Origin of the sequence: Oleiharenicola lentus, assembly GCF_051660365.1 — a bacterium.
Classification (GTDB): Bacteria; Verrucomicrobiota; Verrucomicrobiia; order Opitutales; family Opitutaceae; genus Lacunisphaera; species Lacunisphaera lenta_A.
Map to the genome: position 1 here is coordinate 1,711,782 of NZ_JBOZXB010000001.1, position 22,775 is coordinate 1,734,556.

A 22,775-nucleotide genomic window follows, 5' to 3' on the forward strand; every position below is an offset into this window, starting at 1 on the left:
TCAACCCACTCCTATTGAACCGGATTTTTTCCGTTGGTTTTGCCCTCGTCGTTTTGCTCGCCCTCACTTTCTCGTCCGTGGCGCGCGCTAATTTTCTCGCCGGCTTGTAAGCAAGCACGTGAAAGCAAGGAAGCTGTCCGTGATTTATTTAACTTAAAGAAACGGCCGGCTCTTCCGCAGGCGCAGCGCTCAACTCGATCCAGAAGCATGCGCCCTGGCCCAACTCGGATTCCACGCCCACCGTGCCACCCATCCGCGTAATGGCTTTTTTGACAATGGCGAGCCCGACGCCCGTGCCGGGAATTTCGGAACCGCTCAAGCGTTCGAACATGCCGAAGATGCGCGCATGCTGAGCCGGATCGATCCCCGGGCCGTTGTCTTGCACGAAAAGACGCACGCGCCCGCCATTTGTTTCGCTGTAAACCTGCACGCGAGGCGCACGTTCCGCCGGCACAAATTTAAGCGCATTTTGCAGAAGATTGGAAAGGCACTGCGTGAGTGAAGCCACGTTACCCAGCACGCGGCCCAGCGGCTGGCGGATCTCAATTTGAGAGCGGGCGGACTCCAAGTCCGGATACTGGACCAGCACATCGGCCATCAATTCGTCGAGATCGATCGAGTTCATCGTCATCTCGCCCCGGGTGATGCGCGAGAGGTGCAGAACGTCCTGCATCAAGTTGTCCATTTTTAGCGCGTTCTTCGCGATACGCGCGACGTAACCGTTGCCCTCTTCGGGCAACACAGTGCTAAATTCTTGGACGAGAATTTTCGCATACATGGCAATCGCCCGCAGTGGCGCGCGCAAATCGTGCGAGACACTGTAAGAAAACGCTTCGAGCTCGCTGTTGAGTTCGTTGAGCTTGGCGGTGCGCTCTTCCACGCGCTGCTCCAACGAAGCGAGGAGTTCATCGCGTTCGCGCAACAAGTCGCGAATCTGGTATTGGCGGCTGCGAGCACGCGCCGCCACTTGGATCGTCGAAAGCAACGTCGCGCGACGCAGCGGTCTTTCCACTAAAGTAAGATTGCTGCGCGGGCCCATTAAACGAATCGCCTCGCCACTCGCGTGCGCGAGCTGGCCACCCGTCACAATCATCACGATCGGAATTTCCGACCACGGCGGTTGCGCGTTCAACGCGCTTGAAAGCGTTTCATAGCGCGAGCGATTGAAAGCTTCCTCCGTTAAAAGAATCACGCTGCAGCCGCGTTCGATTTCCACGGCTAACGCTGAGAGATCCGGACAAGCCGCCGCGTTTAGTTTCGCCTCGCCGAGGATCGCCACCAAATTGCCTGCATCGGCCCCGAGCGGGGCGACGATCAAGATGCGATCTTCCGACACTGGCGGTGAACTCGTCATTAATCAGTCAGGATTTGGCCCGATTTTCCTTTGAAGGTGGGCACGCCGGTGAGCACGCCATGGAATTCCTCCAACGGCACGCCGACACGCAGCCCTTTTTCTTCCAGGAGATATTCGCGAATCGTGGATTCGTGGCGCCCGGTGCGTTTCTTGATCACGGAAATCGCTTTGCGAATCGCACCCCCTTGCTCGAAGTAGCGCAGCAAAATCACCGAGTCGGCGAGATAAGTCAGGTCGACCGGCGAACTCATATTTCCGAGCAGCCCGTGTTGCGCCACCGTCAAAAGCGTGATGACGCCGTGATGATTCAGAAACGACAGCAACTCGTGCAACTGGATCGTGAGGAATTTCGCGTCAGGCATCGCTTGCAGATAGCCATTCAAACTATCGATCACGATTACGCGGGCGTTATCTTTTTGGACGCTTTGCTGCACCATGTGCACGAATTCGCCCGGCGTGCGTTCCGCCGGATCGATTTGCTTCAACACGATTTTGCCTGAGTCGATATACTCCTGCACCGGCAGATTGATGGACTTCGTGCGCATCAGGAGCGTGCGCAGATTTTCTTCAAAGAGATAGATATAAACCTTCTCGCCGCGCTTCGCGGCCGCGACCGCGAACTGCATCGTGATACTCGACTTCCCGCTGCCGGCGGGCCCGAGCAGCAACGTGCTTGTGCCGCGATCCAAGCCTCCGCCGATCAACTGGTCGAGCCCCGGCACACCACTCAAGAGCGGCTCCGGATCGAAATCCCGGCGATGATCCGCCGCGATCAACCGCGGGAAAACCTGCAAGCCGCCCTGCAGGATGATGCTGTCGTGATAACCGCCGACAAAGTTCACGCCACGCAGCTTGTTGATTTTAATGCGCCGCCGTTCTGCACCGTAGTCAGACTCGATTTGCTCCAGCGTCACCACGCCGTGCGCAATGCTTTCCACATGCAGATCGCCGCCGCCGATTCCGGCATGGTCGTCGAGAAGCAGCACGGTGATTTGCTTGCCGGCGAAATACTGTTTCAGCGCCAGCATTTGCCGGCGGTAGCGAAACGGCGTGTCGGATAACAGGCGCAGTTCGGAAAGCGAATCGAGCACGAGCCGCGCCGGCTTCACCCGGTTGATTTCTGCGAGCAGCGCTTCGGTGGTTTTGTTCAGCTCCAACTCGGAAGGATGAAATATCGTGTTCTGACTCTCCTGCGCCAAGTGTTGCTCCAAGGCGGAAAGCTCGAAGATCGCCAGCTCGCCCAAGTCCCAGTCATGCGATTCAGCGACTGCCATGATCTCGTCGCGCGTTTCCGAGAGCGTGATGTAAAACCCTTTTTCGCCAATCGCCTCACCCGCGAGCAGAAATTGCAGGGCCAGCGTGGTTTTGCCGACACCGGGTTGACCCCGAAGCAGATAAAAGCGGTTGGAGGGCAAACCGCCTTGGAGAATTTCATCGAGACCATCAATGCCAGTGCTCGATTTTTTGCGGTTAATCGGGTTTGGAGAGGTGTGCATGGAATTAAGGGATGCCAGCGAGCGGGGAGTCTTCCTTGATGGCAACGCCACGCTAATCGGAGATATCCCTATTGTCCCCTCGGAATTCGAGCGTCCCCACACGCTATCGCAGGATCGAGATCGCGGGCATGGACGCTCCGCGCTTGTTTCAGCGGCGGCCTCGCGATTAATTCCGCGCATGCCCCGTTACGTTCTCGCGCTCGATCAAGGCACCACGTCGTCGCGCGCTATTTTATTCGACCATCGCGGACGCGCCCGCGCGAGCGCCCAGCAGGAATTCACGCAACATTTCCCGCAACCCGGTTGGGTGGAACATGACCCGCGCGATCTCTGGGCAACCATTCGCCGCACCACCACGCAAACCCTCGCTCGCGCCAAAATCACCGCCCGCCACGTCGCGGCGATCGGCCTGACCAACCAGCGCGAAACCACGCTCCTGTGGGATCGTCGCACCGGTGAACCGCTGCACCGCGCCATCGTCTGGCAAGATCGACGCACCGCCGCGCTCTGCGCGAAATTAAAGCGCGCCGGCCACGAACCGCTCTTCCGCGCGAAAACCGGCCTGCTCTTCGACCCGTATTTCTCCGGCACAAAACTCGCGTGGCTGCTCGACACGATTCCTGGCGCTCGCCGCCGGGCCGCTCGCGGCGAACTCGCTTTCGGCACCGTCGATACCTGGCTGCTCTGGCAACTGACGGACGGACGCGTGCACGCCACCGACGCGTCGAACGCCTCGCGGACCTTGCTTTTAAATATTCACACCGGCGCGTGGGACGACGACCTGCTAAAAATCCTTCGCATCCCACGCGAGGTGCTGCCCGAGGTGCGCGACAGCAGCGGCGTGTTTGGCGAAGTCACCGCGATTCCCGCGCTGCGCGGCGTGCCGATCAGCGGCATCGCGGGCGACCAACAAGCCGCGCTGTTCGGGCAGGCGTGTTTCCGTTCCGGCATGGCAAAAAACACTTACGGCACCGGCTGCTTCCTGCTCATGCACACCGGCGCGAAACCCGTCGTGTCGAAACACCAGTTGCTCACTACCATCGCGTGGCGCATGAACGGAAAACTCGAATACGCGCTCGAAGGCGGCGTCTTTATCGGCGGCGCGGTTGTGCAATGGCTTCGCGACGGACTCGGGCTCATCAAAAAATCCGCTGACATCGAAAAGCTCGCCGCGCGCGCGCTCGACAACGGCGGCGTATATCTCGTGCCCGCATTCGCCGGGCTCGGCGCACCGCATTGGGACGCCGACGCCCGCGGCGCCATCGTCGGCCTCACGCGTGGCAGCACCGCTGCCCAGCTCGCCCGCGCTGCGCTCGAAAGCATCGCCTATCAAAGCGCCGACCTGCTCCGCGCGATGGAAGCCGACTGTGGCCACGCGTTGCGTGAACTCCGCGTCGACGGCGGTGCCGTCGTGAACAACGCGCTCATGCAATTCCAGTCCGACCTCCTTCGCGTCCCCGTCGTCCGCCCACGCACCACCGAAACAACCGCCCTCGGCGCCGCCTATCTCGCCGGCCTCGCGGTGGGTTTTTGGAAAGACCGCGCCGAGATCGCCCGGCTTTGGGCCGTGGATCGCACCTTCCGCGCCGAAGCGCCCGCGCCCCAAATGAAAAATCTCCTCGCCGGCTGGCACCGCGCGGTCGCGCGAGTGAAATCATGAGCGCTGCGCGCGCCGCCACTTGACACTTAATAGGTGTCAAGTGCCGCCGGCCCGCGATGACTTCGGCGGGCTTGCGCCGTCGCGGGCCTTTCGCAAACTCCCGTCAACTCTCCGCCGCATGAATCTTCGTCGCCTTTCCTCCGCCTTGCTCCTCGTCTCTGCGCTCGCTGCCGGAGCCCACGCGCAAACCAGCAGCGAACTCGCCTCGCTCCGCGCCAAAGCCGAAAAAGGCAACGGCATCGCGCAATACAATCTCGGCCTCGCCTACACGCGCGGCGACGACCTGCCCGCCGATCCGATCGAAGCCTTTGTCTGGCTCTCGCTCGCCCAGGAAAACGGCGCGCGTGGGCGCGCCCTTGATGGGGTCTTGGCCTCGCTCGACGCGGCGACGCTACAAACGGCGCAACAGCGCCTCGCCGAGCGCCGCAACACGCTCGGCCTCACCGTGCCCGCCACCGCCCAGAACACCGCGCCGGCCCTCGCCCCGGTTTCAACCGACGACGCTTCCACCCGCCTGCGCGCAGAACGCGATGCGTTGTCCACCAAACTAACTGAACTCGCCGGAGAACTTTCTTCACTGCGCGACGAACGCGAACGCCTCACCAAGCTCGTCGCGTCGCACGAAAAAACCGCGCAAACGTCCGCCGCCGAACTCGTCTCCGCGCGCAACTTTGCCCAGCAAGTCGAAACCACGCTCAACAAAGTCAACGACCAGAAATCCCAACTGGAAGCCGCGCTCCGTTCCGCCCAAGTCGCTGCGCCCGTCAACGGAGGCGCCGATCAGTCCGCACGCATCAGCCGGCTGGAAGAGCAACTCGTCGCCTCCACTCAACGCGCTGAAACGGCGATTCAAACCGCCACCGGCATCAGTCGCCAAAGCAAAGAAGATCTCAACGCCGCCCAAGCCCGCATCGTCGAACTTTCCACCGAACTCGAAAAAGCCCGCTCCACTTCTGAGAGCGGCGGCCGGGCCAGGTATCCCGATTTAGCCGGTCGCGTGCGCGAACTCGAAGCGCAACTCGCCGAAGCCAAAGCGGCGCAACCCGCCTCGGCCGCGTCCGCTGCGGTTGCTACCACGTCGAGCGCGGAATCCGGCGAGACGGAAGCGTTGAAAAAGAAATTGGCCGAAACCGAGGACAAGCTCGCCACCGCGCTGCGCGGCTACGCATTTCTCCAGCGTCAGACCGACGAAAAAGCCGCCGCGGCGAGCAAGTCCACCTCCGCAGTGACCAACGAGCGCAACGATGTCGTAATACGTCTCGCTGAGACCGATTCCCGCGCGACCGCTGCGCAAGCCGAAGTTAACCGCTTGAAAGACGAACTCGCCTCATTGCGCCGTGCCACCGAAAAAGAAACCACCGACCTCGCCGCGACCCGCGCGCTTTTAAAACAGGTGCAAGGCGCGCACGGCATGCTCGCCAAGGAGAATTACGAACTCAAAGCCCGCCTCGCCCCCGCGCCCGCCGGCAGCACCGTCGTCGTGACGCCTGAAACCAGCGCAGTTTCACCCGAACCCACCACGCCGGTGGCAAACGCCGCCGCGCCGCGCACCCACCTCGTCATCGCTGGGGATTCGCTTTCGAAGATCGCTCAGAAATATTACGGCGACAGCAAACGCTGGCCGGAAATCTACCAAGCCAACCGCGCCCAACTTGCGACGGGAACTTCCCTTCGCGTCGGCTCTGAGCTCCGCATCCCGTAATCCCCATGCCCCGGTAATCCCGGCGGCATCACGTTTGGGGCGGGAGGTGGTGGCGCGAAGCAGCGCGTTCGAAGACGCAGCCAGTCTGCGCCCTTACGCCTGCACCACCATCAGGTTTCCAGCGGTAACTGGCCCATTTCCGACTCGCTCGAAAACCCGCGCGCGTTCTTACCGGGGAGATCTTTCTCGAACATCTGGAAACCCTCGCCCGGCTTCGGTTTTAGATGGTGATTGTTTCCGATCAGCGCGGCCGGTTGCAGCCGATGGATGAGGGCGTAGGTTTTTTCCAAGCGCCAATCGGCCTGCGGGCGATCCCAAAGACCGTCGAACCAAACGCCCGCAATCGGGCCTTAACCCGTGAGGAGTTCGGTGAGTTGAGCGTCCATAGAGGGTGACGCCGATGCGGAGACTGATTTCGACCCGCTGCCGCACTGGCCCGGGCTTCCCACGGAAGCATCCAGACGGCCCCGACCAAAGCCCCAACCTTAGCCTTCCGCATCATACCCAAAGCCACCGCAAGCGTGCGCCCTAACGCCTAAAACACCGCGAGGATCACCACGAGCGACAGGATTGAAGTCAGCACGCTTAGCACGATGGCGCCGGACGCGATGGTTTCGTCGCCTTTCATTTCCATCGCGATAGCGTAAGAGACGATCGCCGTCGGACACGCCATCAAGATCATCACCATTTTCAACTCGAGTGCGCCCAGCCCTAACGCGCGACCGACTATCCAACCGAGCAGCGGCGACACCGCCGTCTTGATCAACGCAGAACTCAACGGCGCATGCCACGCGCCGTGAAATTTTGCCGTGACCAGCGATCCGCCCACGCCGAGCAACCCAAGCGGCAACGCCATTTCTCCGAGCGCCGTAAAGGTTTGGTCGAGTGCGTGGGGTAGTTTCCAGCCGAAAATCGCAAACGCCATGCCTGCCGCCGTCGCGATCAACGGCGGTGTCGTCGCAAGTTTTTTTAATAGCGGCAAAATCATGCGCCAACTCAGCGCATGCTGGCTCAACAACAGCACGATCACTCCTGCTGTATTGTAGAAAACCATCATCGGTGCGACCGTGAGCACCGCCGCCGTGCGCGCCGACACCCCCCACGCGAGCGGTTCATCAGGCAGTGAATAAATAATCGGCAGACCGACAAACGCCAGGTTGCCGCGAAATCCACCCTGCACAAACGTGCCCAATGCCGCGCCCGGCAACCGCAACAACCACGCGACCAGATAGGCCACCACGATCGCCGCGCACGTCGCACTCAGCATCACCGTCAACATCAACCCCGCCCCGCTCGCGCCCTGGAACGAGTTGGCCAGTTGCGAAAACAACAACGCGGGCAGGCCGAGCCAGTAAGTCACGCGATTCGCTTCCTTGAGAAAATTTTCCGAAACGAAACTCGTCCGCTGCAACCACGCTCCGAGCGCGATCAGCAGAAACACTGGCGCGAGGATGTCGAAGATGTGCATGTCGCGACACACTGCGTGTCGCCGCGCGTTCCGTCTAGCCTGCTTTCCACCGCGATCGCCGGCCCAGCAAGCCGCACGCACACCGCGAATTTCTCACGGAAACCAACGCCGAAGCCTACCTCGGCGAAAAAACCGCGCAGGCCGTCATCACGGTCCCCGCTTATTCTAACGACGCCCAACGTCGCCTCACGTGAAAAAACCTCCGCAGCGGCCCAACCCGTTTGTCATATATTATATGACAAACGGGTTTCTACACGCGGCGAAGTCGGATCGGATTTTACTTCGCTTCGCGCCGCGGGGCGTGTTGCGTTTGCGGCATGTCTTCGCACTCGATCGCGTTCATCGGCACCGGCGTCATGGGACGCAGCATGGCGGGCCACTTGCTCAAAGCCGGCCACACGCTGCACGTCTATAACCGCACCCAGTCAAAAGCGCAGCCACTGATCGACGCGGGCGCGCATTGGCACGATACCGCCGGCGCGGCGGCGAAGGCAGCTGATTTCATTTTCACCATCGTGGGCATGCCGCATGACGTGGAAGAAACTTATTTTGGTGACAACGGCGTCATCACCCACGCCAAGCGCGGCGCGGTGCTCATCGATATGACCACCTCTAGCCCGAAGCTCGCGGTGCGCATCGCCGAAGCCGCTACCGCCAAAAGTTTATCCGCGCTCGACGCGCCGGTATCCGGCGGCGACGTCGGCGCAAAAGAAGCACGACTCGTCATCATGGTCGGTGGCAATTCGACCGCCTTCGAAAAAACCAAACCGCTGTTCGAACTGATGGGAAAAAACATCGCGCTGCACGGCGGGCCGGGCGCGGGTCAACATTGCAAGATGGCCAATCAGATCTCCATCGCCTCGATCATGATGTCGTGGTGCGAAGCGCTGACTTACGCCAAAAAAGCCGGCCTCGATCCCGAGCGCGTCATCGGCAGCATCGGCGGCGGCGCGGCCGCGAGCTGGTCGCTCAACAACCTCGCACCGCGCGCGCTCAAAGGCGATTTCGCGCCCGGCTTTTACGTAAAACATTTCCTCAAAGACATGCGCATCGCGCTCGATTCTGCCGCAGAGATGAAACTGGAGTTGCCCGGGCTCACTCAGGCCAAAAAACTCTACGACGAAGTCTCCCGCCGCGGCTGGGACGACCAAGGCACGCAGATTTTGCTACGCCTTTACCAAGGTTGAGCCAGCCAGCTGGTTTAAAAGCTCTCAGCTAATGACCGCCTTTGCGCGGGATTTGGCGTAACGTCGGAAAAAGACCGCCGATACAAACGCTCCCAGCACGAGCGGGATCGTGTTGGCCTCCGGAATGACCGCCGACACTTCATGGAAAGCCGCGCCCGCGTTGCCATTGCCATCGCTCAATCGCAGCGCATCGAACCGGAAAACACTGCTGCCGCCGGTTCCGCGGTAGGCGGCCACTCCTAACGATGAAACAGCAAGCGGATTATCGATACTCGAGACCGAAAATGTCGGAGCAACGTCAGTCAGAAAACCATCCAGACTCGTGATGCCACCCAGATTCGGACTCAACCAGAGGTCAAAGGCCCCCTCGTCTCCTGTGATCATGCGCCCCAACACGAGATAATCGACCGCCGTTGAGAGGGTCGCGATATTAGTGGAAACTCCGCCCAAGGTGACGTTGAGACCACCCGTGGTGTTAACGAGCACACTCCATCCACTCGTAGCCGAGCTCGCACCGGTATCATTAAAAATCAGTCCCCCGGCGCCCGTTCCACCATAACGGAAGCCGAAGGAAAACCACACCTCACCTGCAGCAGCCACGTCCAAGCTTCTGTAGATGGAACGAAAATTTGCAGTCTGCGAATACAAGCTTCCTGATCCCTCGGCTTGCGTGACGGCATATCCGCTATACTGGAGATTGGTCGTGCTGTTATACAACACGTTGGCGTTCCCCGCCCAGCCCCCGGCCCAACCGCTGCCACCATTCGCATTTCCCGCCAACGCGGTGGCAGAAGCATTTGAGGGGTATAAAAAATCTTCCACGACCACACTTGCATGCAAGGAACCGACAGCGAGCAGCACGAAGACAGAATTCAGTAAGAGCTTTTTCAATTTAGTAGGGCGTTTTTCCAGTAAGGAGGGTTGGGAGTAACAGATAATCCGATCGAGCAATTGGATTTTAGAATAAAACCGTTATCGAACTACAATGAGCACGCGCTGGTCTCCCGAAGAACCCACACCGCAACGCACCGAGCGATTTTCAAGTATCCCGCTTCGAACTAACCAACGACTCACGAAGCCAGAGGTTCCCAAAGAAAACCAGTGCGCGTTGCTTACAACTCACGGCCTAGACCTTCAGGGTAAACTGCTCCCATGACTTCCTTCCCCGCCGCGCTTCATTACTACGCTCCCTCGAAACCCTTTCGCGCCGGACAAGCGATGAAGGTCGATCTCTGCGTCTATGGCGGCACCTCGAGCGGGGTCACGGCCGCGTTACAAGGCACACGCGATGGCCTGCGTGTCGTCTTGATCGAAAACAGCAATCACCTCGGTGGCTTGACTGCAGGTGGACTCGGTTGGACGGACTTCGGCAATAAGGCCACCATCGGTGGACTCGGCCACGAATTCTATCGGCGCGTCGGCCAGCATTACGGGGTCGATGCCCAGTGGTGTTTCGAGCCCAGCGTCGCGGAGAAAATTTTCAATGAGTGGCTCGCGGAAAGCGGCACGCCGATATTTCGCCGCGAGTATCTCGCCAGCGTGCAAATGTCCGAAGGACGCATCGAAAGCATCACGCTCGAAAGCGGCTTGGTGGTGTCGGCCAAATTGTTCATCGACGCCACCTACGAAGGTGACTTGCTCGCGCGCGCCGGCGTGCGTTACACGGTCGGCCGCGAAGCCAACTCACAATATGGCGAACAGACTAACGGCATGCAGGTGCATGCGAAACACCAGTTCGATTTTCCCGTGGATCCTTATCGAATCGAAGGGATTCCCGCCAGCGGCCTGTTGCCCGGCATCGAAGCCGGCAGCCATTACGCGCAAGGCGACGGCGACCGCCGCATCCAGGCTTACAATTTCCGGATGTGCCTCACCAACGATCCGGCCAATCGCATGCCGTTCGAAAAACCCGCAGCCTACGATCGCACGCAGTATGAACTGCTCGCGCGCTACCTGCGCGGCGGCTGGAACGAAGTGTTTGCAAAGTTCGACCCGATCCCGAATCGCAAGACCGATACGAACAACCACGGTGCGGTCTCCACGGATTTCATCGGGCAGAACCACGCGTGGCCGGAAGCAAGTTACGCCGAACGCGAAACGATTTTCCAAGCCCACGTCACCTACCAAAAGGGCTTACAATGGTTTCTGGCCAACGATGCAGCAGTGCCAGAGGCCATCCGCACGGCTTACGCGCAGTGGGGTTTGCCCAAAGACGAGTTTGTCGAAACTGGCGGCTGGCCGCACCAACTCTATATCCGCGAAGCCCGTCGCATGGTCAGCGACTATGTGACCACCGAGCATAACTGCCGCTGCACCACAGTGGCGGACGATCCTGTCGGTCTCGGGGCCTACGGCATGGATTCACACAACTGCCGTCGCGTGCTCATCGACGGAATTTTGCGGAACGAAGGTGACGTCCAAGCCGCCGGTTTTCCTCCGTATCAAATTTCGTGGCGCTCGCTCATTCCGCGTCGGGGCGAATGCAGCAACCTCATCGTGCCTGTCTGTGTGTCCGCGACTCACATTGCCTACGGCTCGATTCGCATGGAGCCCGTTTTTATGGTGCTCGGCCAATCGGCCGCCATTGCCGCATCACTGGTCATTCGCAAAAATTGCCCCGTGCAAGACCTGCCCTACGCACTCCTCCGCGAAAAACTACGCGAGGCGGGACAAGTGCTCACCGTCAGTGGTGAAAATGCCCGCCCCAACGAAATTGTTTAACGCATTTTTAGTCTCGGTTAATTTTTTAAATTAACCGTTCGATTCATGTAACCGAGCTGCGTGGGTTTACTCGCCCAGTGTAACAGCAACCTTGTCACTACTGTGGTGTGCATGCGGAGCCGTGGCCGCTGGCGCCTGGAAGACTTTGGCCAATTCGCGCAGACCGTTCAGCATGATGCGCACGTCGCCACCAGGGCAGATCAACTGCGCACCGAGCGAGCGGACTTTTTGATAGAGTTCCGGAGAAGGCCCGAGCGTGCCCCAAAATTTTCCGTGTCGCCCGCAAGAGGCTGCAAGCAAGGTCATCGCCTCAATCACCTCGGGCGCGCCGAGCTGCCCGAGCTTCCCGATGCGGTGCGCATAGTCGCCAGGCCCGAAGAAAATACCGTCAACGCCGGGCACGGCCACAATCTGATCGAGTTCAGCAACCGCTTCCTCGGTCTCGATCTGGCAGATGATTGCGACCTCATTGTTCTGATGCCGCACGTAAGCTTGTGCGTTCATCGTGCCGTAAGCGCCGTCGATGCCGCCGCCATTCCACCCGCGCAAGCCAGTTACTTCCCCGCGCTCAGGAGATGGGTTGTTGAATTTTGCCCACTCAACAATCTGCCGCGCCTCCGCCGCGCTGTTCACCATCGAGCACATGATTCCACCCACTCCCGTTTCCAATACGCGCATCACCGCTTGGTAATCGGTAGCCTTGAAGCGGGCTAGCGTCGTGATGGGGAACGCGCGCGCCACCATGTTGAGGACGGCGAGGTCACGCGTGGAAATATCGAAATGCTCCAAGTCGAACCAGAGCGATTCGAACAAGCCCGAGCGGCAGATAAAATCGACATGCCGCGGCGTGGCGTGATTGCCCAGCACATAGAGATTCTCGATCTGATTTGCCCGCATGTGCGCGAGCAATTGGTTGGAGCGTGGTCCACCGGTAATGGGGTTCATAAATTAGTTTGGTTAGAAAACTCGGGGTCTCGCGTCGCAACAACCCCTGCGCACTGGTTCCTCCAGGGAGCCACCTGACGGTAAATCGTTTTGCGCGAAACCACTTCAAATTCACCACGCATATGCGGAAGGTTGTCCGTGACGATCAACCCACTCGCCCGTGTGCGCAGGCTGGAGATTTTCAATCGTTCGAGCCAACGAAGCGACGGCTTCGCTCACCGGCAAATCAGCTCCCGGCCCGCCCATCGTGGTGCGCACCCAACCGGGAGTAATCGCGACCACGGTGATACCATGCGGCGCAAGATCGAGCGCGGCGCGGCGCGTAAATTGGTTCAACGCGGCTTTCGAGATGCAATACGCCGGCGCCGGACTGCGCGCACTATTCCGCGTCAAGGATCCCGCCCCGGAAGAAATATTAATCACGCGCGGATTACGGCCCTGCTTCAGCAGAGGAAACGCCGCCTGGAGGACTCGCAACGGCCCGACGGTGTTGACGTCGAGCGTGCGCACCACGCTGGCGACATCGATTTCTATAACGGTGTGGGTGCGCGGTTCCGGATTAATGCCGGCATTGTTCACGAGCACATCGAGCGACGGGGTGTGTTCACGGACTCGCGCGAGACACGCGACGACTTGATCGTCGCGTGTCACATCCAGTTCGAGCACTTTCACGGCAGCATTCGCCACCGCCAATGAAAGAAGCTCAGCCGCGGCGGCGGGTTCACGACAGCCTGCGAATACCGTCCAGCCACGGACGGCGAACTGAATCGCCAGCTCGAGGCCGAGGCCTCGATTCGCGCCCGTGATCAGAATCGTGGAGCTCACCCACTCAGAATTTCAGGGTGTTGCTCCACGTGACTTCACGCGGCTGGTTGCTATAAACCGCCGACGGCGTGCCGTTGTAGCCGGTGAGCGTATTCGGGCGCAGCAGGATGTCGTAGTCGTCGAAAATATTCGTGACGTTGATCTGCGTCGACCACGTGAGTTTACGCGTGAGCTTGCGCTCGTAGCCCAGCATTAGCTCGAACAACGCCTTATTGGGACGGACGTAAAGTTCCCGTTCGCGGTTGGGCGCGTAACCGTTGGCGTAGTAATAGTAATCGGCGTTGCGCCACGCGAGACTCGCCGTGCCGCCGACGCGCAGGCCCTTGAGTTTGCCTTCACGAAACGAGTAAGTGTTGGTGAAACTCAGACTGATCTCAGGATAACCTGTGGTGCGATCTCCGGCGCGCGAGGTGACGATCTGGTCAGGCGGCGTCACCCCTCGAATCTGCATTTCAGAAATGGGCCGCCCAGCGACGCCCGTGCGAATCGCCCCGTTAGCCGGGTGGATGTAGAGCAGAATCGTGCGACCGTTCGAGGCGCGCAACAGGCCGGATTCCGGATCAGGATTCGCGTAGTAAACATTCGTCGGGTCACTCAACGCGGCGATCGTGAGCGGGATGTAGCCGGCGTTAGCCACCGTGCCCGGAGTCGCCAGATAAGTCGGGCGCACGTAGACAATCGTGCCGTTGGCGTAAGTGACCTGGCCGGCGGCGTTCGCGTTGAAGGCATCGTTGTATTGCGGCGCGTAGCTCGTGTTACTGTTGATGGTGCCTTTGATAAACGCCGCTGAAAGACGTGAGCGCCAGTTCGACACCGGGCGGGCCGTGACTGCCAGTTGCAACCCTTCCGAGCGGCGATCCACGGAAATAACCGTGCCCGCCGCGGCGCGGAAACGCCCGTTGATGCCGGAGGGATTGATGCTGTCGCGGACGCTGGTGCTGATGTTGTAAGGCTCGTTCGTGGAATCGACCACGTAAGCCGCCAGCGAGCCGGAAACACGACCGCGTTCGTCGCCGATTTTGAGGCCCACTTCGTAGCCCACCGAGTGCGCGATGCCGGCGGGATTTTCCAAAGGATCCGTCGGCACCGTGAGGAGAATTGCAGGAATGTTATTCGTGTCAGAAAGCGTCACGTAAGGACGCAGCCAGGAATTCAACGCGTAGTTCGCGCCCACGGAGAAATTCACGCGAGAAGCCTGGGCATTGATCTCAGGCACGGCGTCGCCCGCCAGTTGGCGGCTGTCACTGCGACCGTAACGAACGCCCGCGAGCGTGGTGAGACGCCCGTCATTCCATTGGGTGAAATTAACCGCAAAGACACCCGAACTAATCGAACGACTATGAGTGAAAAGATCGTCGCCGGTGACGCCTTGGGGATTCTGCGGCGACACCAACGCGGGGTCGGTGACGTTCATCACGTCGCCGGCGTAGTTGACGCCGCGGTAAGTGATTTTCTGCGTCGCGACGGGAAAGAACGGATATTTGACCGGGCCATTCGTGACGATCCACGTCGGATTCGGCAGAGCCATCCGGATGCGATTGCCCGCGGCGTTACGCACCAGGTCGTAATTCGCGTCTGCCTGGTAATACGCGTAATTCTCGTTGGCGTAATTTCCCTTCGTGTAATCGACGCCGGTGATCGTTTGGCTGCGCCCGCGGCCGCCGAACAAATCGTTCGTGAGCACCACCGAGAAACGAAGTGATCGGGAATCCGATGGCTGGTTGGCCCACGCCGAGCCACCCGTGCCGCCGGCACCCATCGTCCATTCGCCGGGAATCGGATTACTGCTGGCATTCGGCGACCAGAACGTCGCGCCACTGCCGAAACTCATCCGACTATCCTTGTCTTGGTAGCCCAGCGAAAGTTGCGTCGCGAGCCAGCGTTTCCAGGTTGTTTCCGTCGTCACCGACGCCAAGCGGGCCCGGGTGACTTCTTCGCGAAACGCTCCCGCGTAAGAATTATAATTTTCCCAATTCAGGTAGCCGTTGGCGATCACGCCGGCCCCGCTCGGACCCGAAGTGGCTTTCTCGATCTGATCGGTGGCCAACAACAAAAAAAGATTCAGGCCGTGGCGCGCATCGATCGCTGTGCTGCCGGCATTCAAGGTGAGGTTCGCCTGGAGAAAGCGGTTGAACTGCGTCTGCTTGACCGTCGCACGGACCAAGGTGTTGGCGAAAGGTTTGAACGCCATTTGCAAGTAAGCACCTTCGAGCGGCCCGCCGATCCATTTACGGTCGTCACCAAGTTCGCGCTTCATCAGGGAAACCGCAAAGGCCACTTTTCGCGTGCCCGTAGTGTAGTCGAATTGCCCGAGGTAGTGCCCGTATTCGTCGATTTGCAGTTTCAACGATCCCTCGGCACGCCGCCCCAGTCGTGCCTGCTTGGCGATCATGTTGATGACGCCACCGCCACCACCATTGCCATAGAGGAGCGATTGCGGGCCGTTAATCACCTCGACGCGCTCGATACCGAAATTGCTGTTCAGTCCCGTGCCCGCAGCGGAGGGCAGCATAAACCCGTCCTGCTTCACCACCGCCGCACCGAGGCCGCGCAGTTGGATGCCAGCCGAGACGCTGTCACCACCACCACGATCCATGGGCTTGTTCACGGGACTGCCGCTCACATCGCCACCCGCCGAGCCGATGCCCGCGCCCGCCGCGTAAGTGCTGAGCATTTGTTCAAGCGTCGCGCTATTGGTATCTTCCATGAACGCACTCGTGAAGACATCCGCGGAGATCGGCATCTTTCCCAGCTCGGCGTTGAAGTTGGTAATCGAATTTGAATTCAGCGCTCCATAACTGTCATCCGGATCCGCTTTCACCACGAACGGACTTAACTCCAGAGTCGGATCAAGTGGAGCCACCGGTTTGGTGCCCGTCGAGTTAGCGGGTGGTTGCGGAGTGGGCGTGGTGGTCTGTGCGTGAAGCGCGGGAAGACCAAAAACCAATGCAGCCACCGTGACAGTGTGCAGGAATAAACGGAGGCGGGAACGGCCGGGGTTCGAGATCATGGAGTTCGACTTGGGGGAAGCTTGGTTCGTCGCGTTAAAACGGACGAGCACGAGGGGTGAAGGACGGCGCGATGCTTTGCAGGTTCGCCCCGGTGCCCAGAAATTTTGACTGGTTTCCCGTGGAGACCATGAAGCGCGGACGGCGAAGGATAAAAAATTATCCGACGGAAACCGTGTCCCGCATCGCCACGGCACGCGCTTGGGCCCGGGCTATATCCTTGCGCAGGAAAAAATGGTAGCCCACAAAAAGCAGCGCCGAAGCCGCGAAGAAACAGAGGGAGATTCCCGCAAAAATACCGCCGAGCCCCACTTCGCGTTTCAAGATGCCCGCCATCAACACGCCGCAACCGCCTGCTGCAGTCGCCACGGCATTCATGAGACCCACTCCTGTCGAACGATACTCCGGCGGCACGATTTCACACTGCGTCGGATTGTCGTTGGCGTTTGCGAGTCCGCGCATGAACGAGAAAACCGAAACGCCGACCGCGACCACCGTGAAGCTGGGTTGCCCGAGAAAAAGCAGCAGACACGGCGCGCCCAACAAATAGCAGCACGCGTAAAGCAGCATTCGCCGGTGCGGGGCATGCGCTGCCACCCGATCTGAAAGCCAGCCACCCGCCAGCACTCCAACCACCAACCACATCTGCAACATGATCGTCCCTGCGAATCCCGCAGCAGACATCGGCATACTGAAGGTCTCACGGAAATACAGCGGCAGCCACGTGAAGAAAATCCACATGCCCACGCCCGAGAGCATCGACTCGCCCAACAGCACATAAAAAGACGGCACGCGCAGAATATAGTTAACCGCATCCGTAAAACTCGCCGGCCGCGCACTGGTGGCGGATCGCGGCGCCGATGCCGGGAGCAAAGTGCGCGAGAACAAAGCCAGCGCGATGCCGGCTCCGCCGAGCACAAAAAAACCCACGCGCCACCCATAATGATCGGCAAAATAACCGGCCACACTTCCGCCGACTACCATGCCTGAATTGGCCCCAATCTGGATAAAGCTCATCGCCCGCGCGCGCGTTTCCGGGCCGTGATACGAAGCAATCAACGCCACCGCCGCCGGCAGGAAAAGACACTCCGTGACGCCGAGCGCGATCCGCAAGACGAGCAACATCGGATACCCCGCCGCCAATCCCATGAGCGCAGTGACTGTGCTCCACGCGATCAGGCTCCCGATCACCATTTTCGACCGTGAGAACCGGTCGGCGAGATTGCCCGCCAGGGGCGAACCGATTGCATAGCTCCAGAGAAACACCGAGCCGAGCAGACCAAGCAGCACATTCGTAATGCCGAAATCCTGCTGCAACGCCGGCAACACGACGGACATCGCCGACCGGTCACCAAAATTTAACGCCGCAGCAAGCGTGAGAAACCACACCACCCGCCAGCGTTCATCCAGCAACCAAGCAAAACGTTTCATGGTGCGAGAATCTCCATTTCGTAAACCTGGGCCGTGCGCAGTCCCGGTGAATATTCGCCGCCCGCCACCAGCCACGATTTTCCAAGCTCGATCACGGACGCGCCAACCAAACCGAGCGGCATGGACTGGCGCTGGCTCCACGTGTCTCGAGCGACATCATACCACAGCACATCAGCCGGAATCCGATAGCGTTCTCCCAATTCTTTGAGTCGGGCAAAGTCGTGTCCGTCTGAGCCGCCGAGCACCACGACGTGTGTTCCGTCTTTGATCGTCAATCCCGCTCCGAGCACGGCACCGCGTGGCATCGGCGAACGTTTTGCCCAAAGACGCGTGGCGGGATCGAAACAATAAACATTTCTAAGATAGTCAGCCTGACTGCGTGGCGATCCCGCTAATCCACCTGCGAGCAAAAGTCGCGAGCGCCCGTTTTCTTTCACGGCCACGAGCATCGCGCCATACAAACCCGAATTGCCGGCAACGTCATCATTCATCCAAACCGGCAACGCCTCCCACACGCTGCGCGCCGGATCTTTCAACGCACGCGCCACATCCAATCGCCAGAACCCCGCGACCGCGCCTTTCGCGCCTTCACCGCCGGCCACATAAAGCATATCGTCGATCACCGCGATCGCAGGCGTCGCGACCGCCTCGGGCAAATCGGGCAGCGCAGTGCGCTCGACGTCACTGCTTTCACGATTCCACGAGAGCAGGAAAACTTCCCTCAGGCTCCCCTGGGCATTCCGTCCGCCCACGCCGACGATACCGAACGAGGTCGAAACCGCCGCTCCTTCACCGGACGCCATTGGCAGTTTGCCGCCCGTCATGCGCCAAGGCCTTCCCTCCACCGTGAGATCGCAAACAAAAATCTCATCGTGGAATTGTTTAATCCGGCCCGCGCTCCGACCACCGGGAAAATTCGAACCACCCGCGAGGATCACGTGGCCGCGGCTGGTTCCAGCATACATGCCCTTCAAACCATCCGCATTGGGAATATCTTTCCACTGTCTCCAGATAATTTCTTGGTCGGCCGCAGCGGCCTGGAGAACGCTCATGCTCATGAGGCATACGCCCAGTGAGATGCCGCCGACGATCCGGCCGAACGAATAAAGGCGGTCTGCAGCGTTGATCAAAATCTTCAGGGACGTTTATCCGATTTCTTCAACGCCGCTTTTCCAGATTTAGACTTTGGTTGCTGGCTCGCAATCAGCCGATCAGTTTCGTCCAACGTGAAGCGCGTGCTGACCACGGAATTTTTTTCCGAGCCTTCGCGATACTTGATGTAGGTCGTGGCAAGGAAGGTGCCATCCGGCAAAAACTCGAGGCCGGGATAACCGTTGTCCGTGCCCTTGAAGCTGTGCAGCAGTTTGACCCGATAGTCGCCGTCGCGACCGTTCACGATATCTTCGTAACGTCCGACCCACGCGATAAAATGCGTGCCCGTGGGACTGCCGTAAGCCTTGCCGGTATCGCGCATCGCCACCACCAAACGCCCGTCCGATGCATAGCGCGCCACGTGCCGATCCCCATAAAGTCCAGGCGGCAACTTGCGCTCTTTTGACCACGTGAGCCCTTCGTCGTCGCTCGTGAGGTAGAGCGCTTCACGTTTGGTGTTCTCGCGGATCAGCGCGAGCAACTGCCGGCCATCGGGAGAACGCACCATCCACGGCTCACACGGTTTAAGGTCAGGCAAATCGAGAACCACCTGCCAAGGCGCCCACGTCAGGCCGCCGTCGGAGGAAATACTTTGAACGATGATATTGGTGCGCGGATCCTTCGTTTCTCCCGGTCGACGAATATTGGTCAGGCCCAACAGTTTTTTCCCACCGTCGATCGGCACGATGGTGCAGAAAGGCATCACGCATTCCAAACCGATGCTCTCCATTTCCGACCACGTCTTCCCTTCGTCGAGGGAAACACTCCGCTGCATTTTACCATCAGCGCCCTGGCCGGCATATACGACGAGCCGCGATACGCCGGCCGGATCCGTCAGCCGCCAGATTGTCGGGCAATTTTTCACCGCTTTCCAACTCGCCGGCACTGGCAGGAGTTCGCTCCACGTGCGCCCGCCATCGTCGCTTCGCTTGAGTGGCCCGCACGCCCCGCCGTGGTCGATCGACCACACGCAAAAAACCGTTTTTCCATTCGGCATCAGCAAGGTCGTTGGATGGCCTTGGTAGATCTCGTCATCACCTTGCGCGACGACAACCTGCCGCGCTGTGTCAGCCGACAGATCGACCGTCGGAGGAAACGGGAGTTGCGCGCGTTTGCCCGGCCCGGAAGGGACCAATTCCTGAGCAAAAAAAGCAGGAGCAAAAACCAAGAACGCTGACAGCAGAATCAAATGCTTCATAAGGGGTGGAGGGGAATCCGGATTCGACTGAGGCGGGGCCACATTTCAATCGCCGCGCACTGGTCTACCTCGGAGGCCAGCGTGACAACACGAAATCAAAGTGCGCCGCGCAGTGCATTTCCTCCGGGTGAGGCAATGGAAGCACCGGAAATGAAGGTTGGCTCGATACGATGCACGGGGTTTGCCACCGGCTCGCCTCGGAGCAGCGACTTGAGCGGAGTAAAAATGCGCTTGGCATGAACTTTCGCGTTCAAGGTGTAGCGCGCCGGCTCCGGACTGAGGTAGCCGAGGAAGGAGTCGTCATCGCGCGACACGAGCGAGATATCCTGCGGCACACGCAACCCTCGCTGCGCTAGAAACGTAATCGCGCTGAGATAATAAACCGGGTTGGCCACGAGAATTCCCGTGGGCGGGACCGCGCTTTTGAACAACCGCGCGAGCGCCCGATTGACGCCGGCCACCGTGCCATCGTGCCGGGCGATGATCGGGTCGGGCACGTGGTTCGTCGAACGTTTCACGCCATCGATAAATCCCGACTCACTCTCAATATCTCCCGCGCGCTGCGACTGTCGCGTCAGGTAAGCCAGTCGGGTGTGTCCCGCGCGAAGCAACGCGCCGGCGGCATGCCGGCAGCAGGCAAAATTATCTTTGTCCACACTGGGAATTTCCTGCCCGAGGTGACACGAGCCGGCGATCACACTGGGAATCCGCTGCTCGTGAAACCAACGTTGGATCGGATGATTGGTGTGCGCCAACACCCAGGCGGATTGCAGATTCTGGCGCACGAGCTGGCGTAGCGCGCTTTCCGGTTTCGCATTAAAAAAACGGTGGCCGGAAAAAATCGCGAGGCGGATGCCGCTTTCAAACAGCAGCGCGCGCAACTCATCCACCCACAACGCGGTGTAGGGGCGGAGATTTTCGATCGACTCCGGAGTCAACAATCCCACGGAAACATTCGCGGCCGGCATTTTCGGTCGGGCCGACGGCGTCACCACACGATGACCGAGACCCTGCTTCGCCACGATGACTCCCTCGTGCTGGAGTTGCGCGAGCGCCTTGCGCAGCGTCTTCCGGCTGACCCGCAGCGACTCGGTCAAAGGACGCTCACCCGGCAACCATTCGGGCCACGCACCCCGGTCAATTTCCGCGCGCAACGCCGCGGCGACTTGGTGGGGTAGTGTAGAAAAATTACCGAGAGACGAAGTCATGAGGGGAAGATGACGCGGCAGCCCTGGGGATGGTTGCAAGAGTTGCGCAACTCGTATCGGCCCCGCGCGTCGGGACCAAGTTGACTAAGCCGGTCTCCGAAAGAAACCACGGAATAATCCTCGGCGACTCGCTTCCGAAAATCAGCCTGACCGGCACCCCTTGCGGCACCGCCGCGCCACTCACGTTTGTTCACCTCAAAAATATGTCCTTACTCCCCCGCTTCTTTTCGCCGGCATGGACGCGCTTCGCTCGCCGTCTGCTTTTTTCCCTCACGTGCGTCTTCGCTCACTCGCCTTTGGCAATCTACGCGGCCGAACCAGAGGACGCTCCGGTCACTCCAAGCAAGCCCGCCGCGCTTTCACTCACGGTGCACCCCAAGGTGGAAATCCTGCCGTTGCAACTCCCGTGGTCCGCGCTGGTGACCGCCAACGGCAGGCTTCTCACCATCGACGAAAATCGCGTGAAGCTCTCGAACAACGACGGCAAAACGTTCACGAAAGGCACGCCACTCCACCCCAAAAAAGTCGCCACCGGCCGCCCGATCGACGGGCGCACGCTTCGCACGAGCAAGGGAACGCTCATCCTCGTTTATGGCGACCCCAAGACCCGCAAACTGAGTTGGGATCGCGCAACTGGTGAGCCGAAATCCGACATGCGCGCAGACGTGTGGATGATCCGCAGCGAAGACGGCGGCAAAACGTGGACGGATCGTCAGGAAATTTCGACGCTCCTCGAATCGGTTTCTCCCTACTGCCTCAGCCTGATCAAAATTACCGAAGCCGCCGACGGCACCGTCGTCGTGCCGATGCAACTCCGCGTCGGAAACAAAAACCGCAGCGTGATCACCACCGTGATTTCGCGCGACGACGGCAAAACTTGGTTGCCGGGCAAGAGCACGCTCGATGTCGGTGGCGCGGGCATCCACGACGGGTTGCTCGAACCCACCCTCGTGGCGCTGCGTGATGGCCGACTCTGGATGTTGATCCGCACGAATCTCGATAAATTCTACGAATCATTCTCCGCGGATTCCGGCCTGACTTGGTCGCCCGCCGCGCCGACCTCGATTGCCGCGAGCAGTTCTCCCGGGTATCTTTTGCGCTTAAAAAGCGGCCGGTTGATGCTGCTCTGGAATCAACTCCATCCGGCCGGCCAGCCCGACTACCCGCGCCGCTCCGGCAAAGGCACCTCCGCGAAGCCCGCGAGTTGGTATCGCGATGAACTCTCGTTAGCCTTTTCCGAAGACGACGGTAAATCGTGGTCGGCACCCGTGATCATCGCCCACGATTCGAAACGCGTGGCTTATCCTTCCGCCATCGAACGCCGTCCGGGTGAAATTTGGGTCACCGTCCATCACACCACTGGAAACACCATGCGCTTCCGTGAAGAAGATTTTATCGGCACCAAGCCTAGCCCGTAACA

Annotated in this window: 17 protein-coding genes and 1 pseudogene; 6 read left to right on the forward strand and 12 right to left on the reverse strand. The window is 59.8% G+C overall.

Annotated features, from left to right (window positions below):
• Nucleotides 1-148 precede the first annotated feature (148 nt).
• Nucleotides 149-1,354 (reverse strand): sensor histidine kinase, encoded by a 1,206-nt coding sequence (locus ACRRQW_RS06265; protein WP_438480413.1) that lies wholly within the window; start codon nt 1,352-1,354, stop codon nt 149-151.
• On the reverse strand, nt 1,354-2,850 hold the full coding sequence (locus tag ACRRQW_RS06270) for an ATPase domain-containing protein (RefSeq protein ID WP_438480414.1): 1,497 nt from the start codon (nt 2,848-2,850) through the stop codon (nt 1,354-1,356). The genes ACRRQW_RS06265 and ACRRQW_RS06270 overlap by 1 nt, the downstream gene beginning before the upstream one ends.
• Nucleotides 2,851-3,028: 178 nt before the next feature.
• On the opposite strand from ACRRQW_RS06270, the gene glpK reads away from it, so the two are divergent.
• Both glpK and ACRRQW_RS06280 read left to right on the forward strand, forming a co-directional pair.
• Nucleotides 3,029-4,510: a glycerol kinase GlpK gene (gene glpK, locus ACRRQW_RS06275; RefSeq protein WP_438480415.1), complete on the forward strand. Its 1,482-nt coding sequence runs from the start codon at nt 3,029-3,031 to the stop codon at nt 4,508-4,510.
• 118 nt (nt 4,511-4,628) lie between these two features.
• Nucleotides 4,629-6,212 (forward strand): LysM peptidoglycan-binding domain-containing protein, encoded by a 1,584-nt coding sequence (locus ACRRQW_RS06280; RefSeq protein WP_438480416.1) that lies wholly within the window; start codon nt 4,629-4,631, stop codon nt 6,210-6,212.
• 110 nt (nt 6,213-6,322) lie between these two features.
• Here ACRRQW_RS06280 and ACRRQW_RS06285 read toward each other — a convergent pair whose 3' ends face one another.
• Together ACRRQW_RS06285 and ACRRQW_RS06290 are read right to left on the reverse strand one after the other, a co-directional pair.
• Nucleotides 6,323-6,556: an alpha-L-fucosidase gene (locus ACRRQW_RS06285; protein ID WP_438482343.1), complete on the reverse strand. Its 234-nt coding sequence runs from the start codon at nt 6,554-6,556 to the stop codon at nt 6,323-6,325.
• A 191-nt stretch (nt 6,557-6,747) separates the two neighbouring features.
• Entirely contained in the window at nt 6,748-7,680 is a 933-nt protein-coding gene (locus tag ACRRQW_RS06290; RefSeq protein ID WP_438480417.1) for an AEC family transporter, read from the reverse strand.
• 104 nt (nt 7,681-7,784) lie between these two features.
• Here ACRRQW_RS06290 and ACRRQW_RS06295 point away from each other — a divergent pair.
• A pseudogene (locus ACRRQW_RS06295) lies at nt 7,785-7,871 on the forward strand (Hsp70 family protein); the annotation flags it as partial.
• Nucleotides 7,872-7,997: 126 nt separating this feature from the next.
• Complete coding sequence (locus ACRRQW_RS06300) at nt 7,998-8,867, forward strand: NAD(P)-dependent oxidoreductase (protein ID WP_438480418.1); 870 nt, start codon at nt 7,998-8,000, stop codon at nt 8,865-8,867.
• Nucleotides 8,868-8,891: 24 nt separating this feature from the next.
• Here ACRRQW_RS06300 and ACRRQW_RS06305 read toward each other — a convergent pair whose 3' ends face one another.
• On the reverse strand, nt 8,892-9,758 hold the full coding sequence (locus ACRRQW_RS06305; RefSeq protein WP_438480419.1) for a hypothetical protein: 867 nt from the start codon (nt 9,756-9,758) through the stop codon (nt 8,892-8,894).
• A 261-nt stretch (nt 9,759-10,019) separates the two neighbouring features.
• Here ACRRQW_RS06305 and ACRRQW_RS06310 point away from each other — a divergent pair, with 261 nt between their 5' ends.
• Nucleotides 10,020-11,588: an FAD-dependent oxidoreductase gene (locus ACRRQW_RS06310; protein WP_438480420.1), complete on the forward strand. Its 1,569-nt coding sequence runs from the start codon at nt 10,020-10,022 to the stop codon at nt 11,586-11,588.
• Between the two features lie 66 nt (nt 11,589-11,654).
• Here the strand turns inward: ACRRQW_RS06310 and ACRRQW_RS06315 are convergent, their stop codons facing one another.
• The 7 genes from ACRRQW_RS06315 to ACRRQW_RS06345 form a co-directional block, all read right to left on the reverse strand.
• Nucleotides 11,655-12,533, reverse strand: a complete 879-nt coding sequence (locus tag ACRRQW_RS06315; RefSeq protein WP_438480421.1) for an HpcH/HpaI aldolase family protein — start codon at nt 12,531-12,533, stop codon at nt 11,655-11,657.
• Nucleotides 12,534-12,644: 111 nt separating this feature from the next.
• Entirely contained in the window at nt 12,645-13,358 is a 714-nt protein-coding gene (locus tag ACRRQW_RS06320; RefSeq protein WP_438480422.1) for an SDR family oxidoreductase, read from the reverse strand.
• A 4-nt stretch (nt 13,359-13,362) separates the two neighbouring features.
• On the reverse strand, nt 13,363-16,368 hold the full coding sequence (locus ACRRQW_RS06325) for a TonB-dependent receptor plug domain-containing protein (protein ID WP_438480423.1): 3,006 nt from the start codon (nt 16,366-16,368) through the stop codon (nt 13,363-13,365).
• A gap of 157 nt (nt 16,369-16,525) precedes the next feature.
• The gene (locus ACRRQW_RS06330; RefSeq protein WP_438480424.1) at nt 16,526-17,797 is read right to left on the reverse strand and encodes an MFS transporter; all 1,272 of its coding nucleotides are present in this window, start codon (nt 17,795-17,797) and stop codon (nt 16,526-16,528) included.
• The gene (locus ACRRQW_RS06335; RefSeq protein WP_438480425.1) at nt 17,794-18,849 is read right to left on the reverse strand and encodes a hypothetical protein; all 1,056 of its coding nucleotides are present in this window, start codon (nt 18,847-18,849) and stop codon (nt 17,794-17,796) included. Before ACRRQW_RS06335 ends, ACRRQW_RS06330 begins: the two co-directional genes overlap by 4 nt.
• 83 nt (nt 18,850-18,932) lie before the next feature.
• Entirely contained in the window at nt 18,933-20,147 is a 1,215-nt protein-coding gene (locus ACRRQW_RS06340; RefSeq protein WP_438480426.1) for a sialidase family protein, read from the reverse strand.
• Between the two features lie 95 nt (nt 20,148-20,242).
• The gene (locus tag ACRRQW_RS06345) at nt 20,243-21,355 is read right to left on the reverse strand and encodes a substrate-binding domain-containing protein (RefSeq protein ID WP_438480427.1); all 1,113 of its coding nucleotides are present in this window, start codon (nt 21,353-21,355) and stop codon (nt 20,243-20,245) included.
• Nucleotides 21,356-21,558: 203 nt separating this feature from the next.
• Here ACRRQW_RS06345 and ACRRQW_RS06350 point away from each other — a divergent pair, with 203 nt between their 5' ends.
• Nucleotides 21,559-22,773: a sialidase family protein gene (locus ACRRQW_RS06350; RefSeq protein WP_438480428.1), complete on the forward strand. Its 1,215-nt coding sequence runs from the start codon at nt 21,559-21,561 to the stop codon at nt 22,771-22,773.
• Nucleotides 22,774-22,775: the final 2 nt, after the last annotated feature.

Coding starts and splice junctions, on each gene's coding strand:
- ACRRQW_RS06290 (WP_438480417.1), bottom strand. CDS start 7,680: ATGCACATCTTCGACATCCTCGCGCCAGTGTTTCTGCTGATCGCGCTC.
- ACRRQW_RS06350 (WP_438480428.1), top strand. CDS start 21,559: ATGTCCTTACTCCCCCGCTTCTTTTCGCCGGCATGGACGCGCTTCGCT.
- ACRRQW_RS06340 (WP_438480426.1), bottom strand. CDS start 20,147: ATGAAGCATTTGATTCTGCTGTCAGCGTTCTTGGTTTTTGCTCCTGCT.
- ACRRQW_RS06270 (WP_438480414.1), bottom strand. CDS start 2,850: ATGCACACCTCTCCAAACCCGATTAACCGCAAAAAATCGAGCACTGGC.
- ACRRQW_RS06325 (WP_438480423.1), bottom strand. CDS start 16,368: ATGATCTCGAACCCCGGCCGTTCCCGCCTCCGTTTATTCCTGCACACT.
- ACRRQW_RS06335 (WP_438480425.1), bottom strand. CDS start 18,849: ATGAGCGTTCTCCAGGCCGCTGCGGCCGACCAAGAAATTATCTGGAGA.
- ACRRQW_RS06310 (WP_438480420.1), top strand. CDS start 10,020: ATGACTTCCTTCCCCGCCGCGCTTCATTACTACGCTCCCTCGAAACCC.
- ACRRQW_RS06345 (WP_438480427.1), bottom strand. CDS start 21,355: ATGACTTCGTCTCTCGGTAATTTTTCTACACTACCCCACCAAGTCGCC.
- ACRRQW_RS06280 (WP_438480416.1), top strand. CDS start 4,629: ATGAATCTTCGTCGCCTTTCCTCCGCCTTGCTCCTCGTCTCTGCGCTC.
- ACRRQW_RS06315 (WP_438480421.1), bottom strand. CDS start 12,533: ATGAACCCCATTACCGGTGGACCACGCTCCAACCAATTGCTCGCGCAC.
- ACRRQW_RS06330 (WP_438480424.1), bottom strand. CDS start 17,797: ATGAAACGTTTTGCTTGGTTGCTGGATGAACGCTGGCGGGTGGTGTGG.
- ACRRQW_RS06300 (WP_438480418.1), top strand. CDS start 7,998: ATGTCTTCGCACTCGATCGCGTTCATCGGCACCGGCGTCATGGGACGC.
- glpK (WP_438480415.1), top strand. CDS start 3,029: ATGCCCCGTTACGTTCTCGCGCTCGATCAAGGCACCACGTCGTCGCGC.
- ACRRQW_RS06265 (WP_438480413.1), bottom strand. CDS start 1,354: ATGACGAGTTCACCGCCAGTGTCGGAAGATCGCATCTTGATCGTCGCC.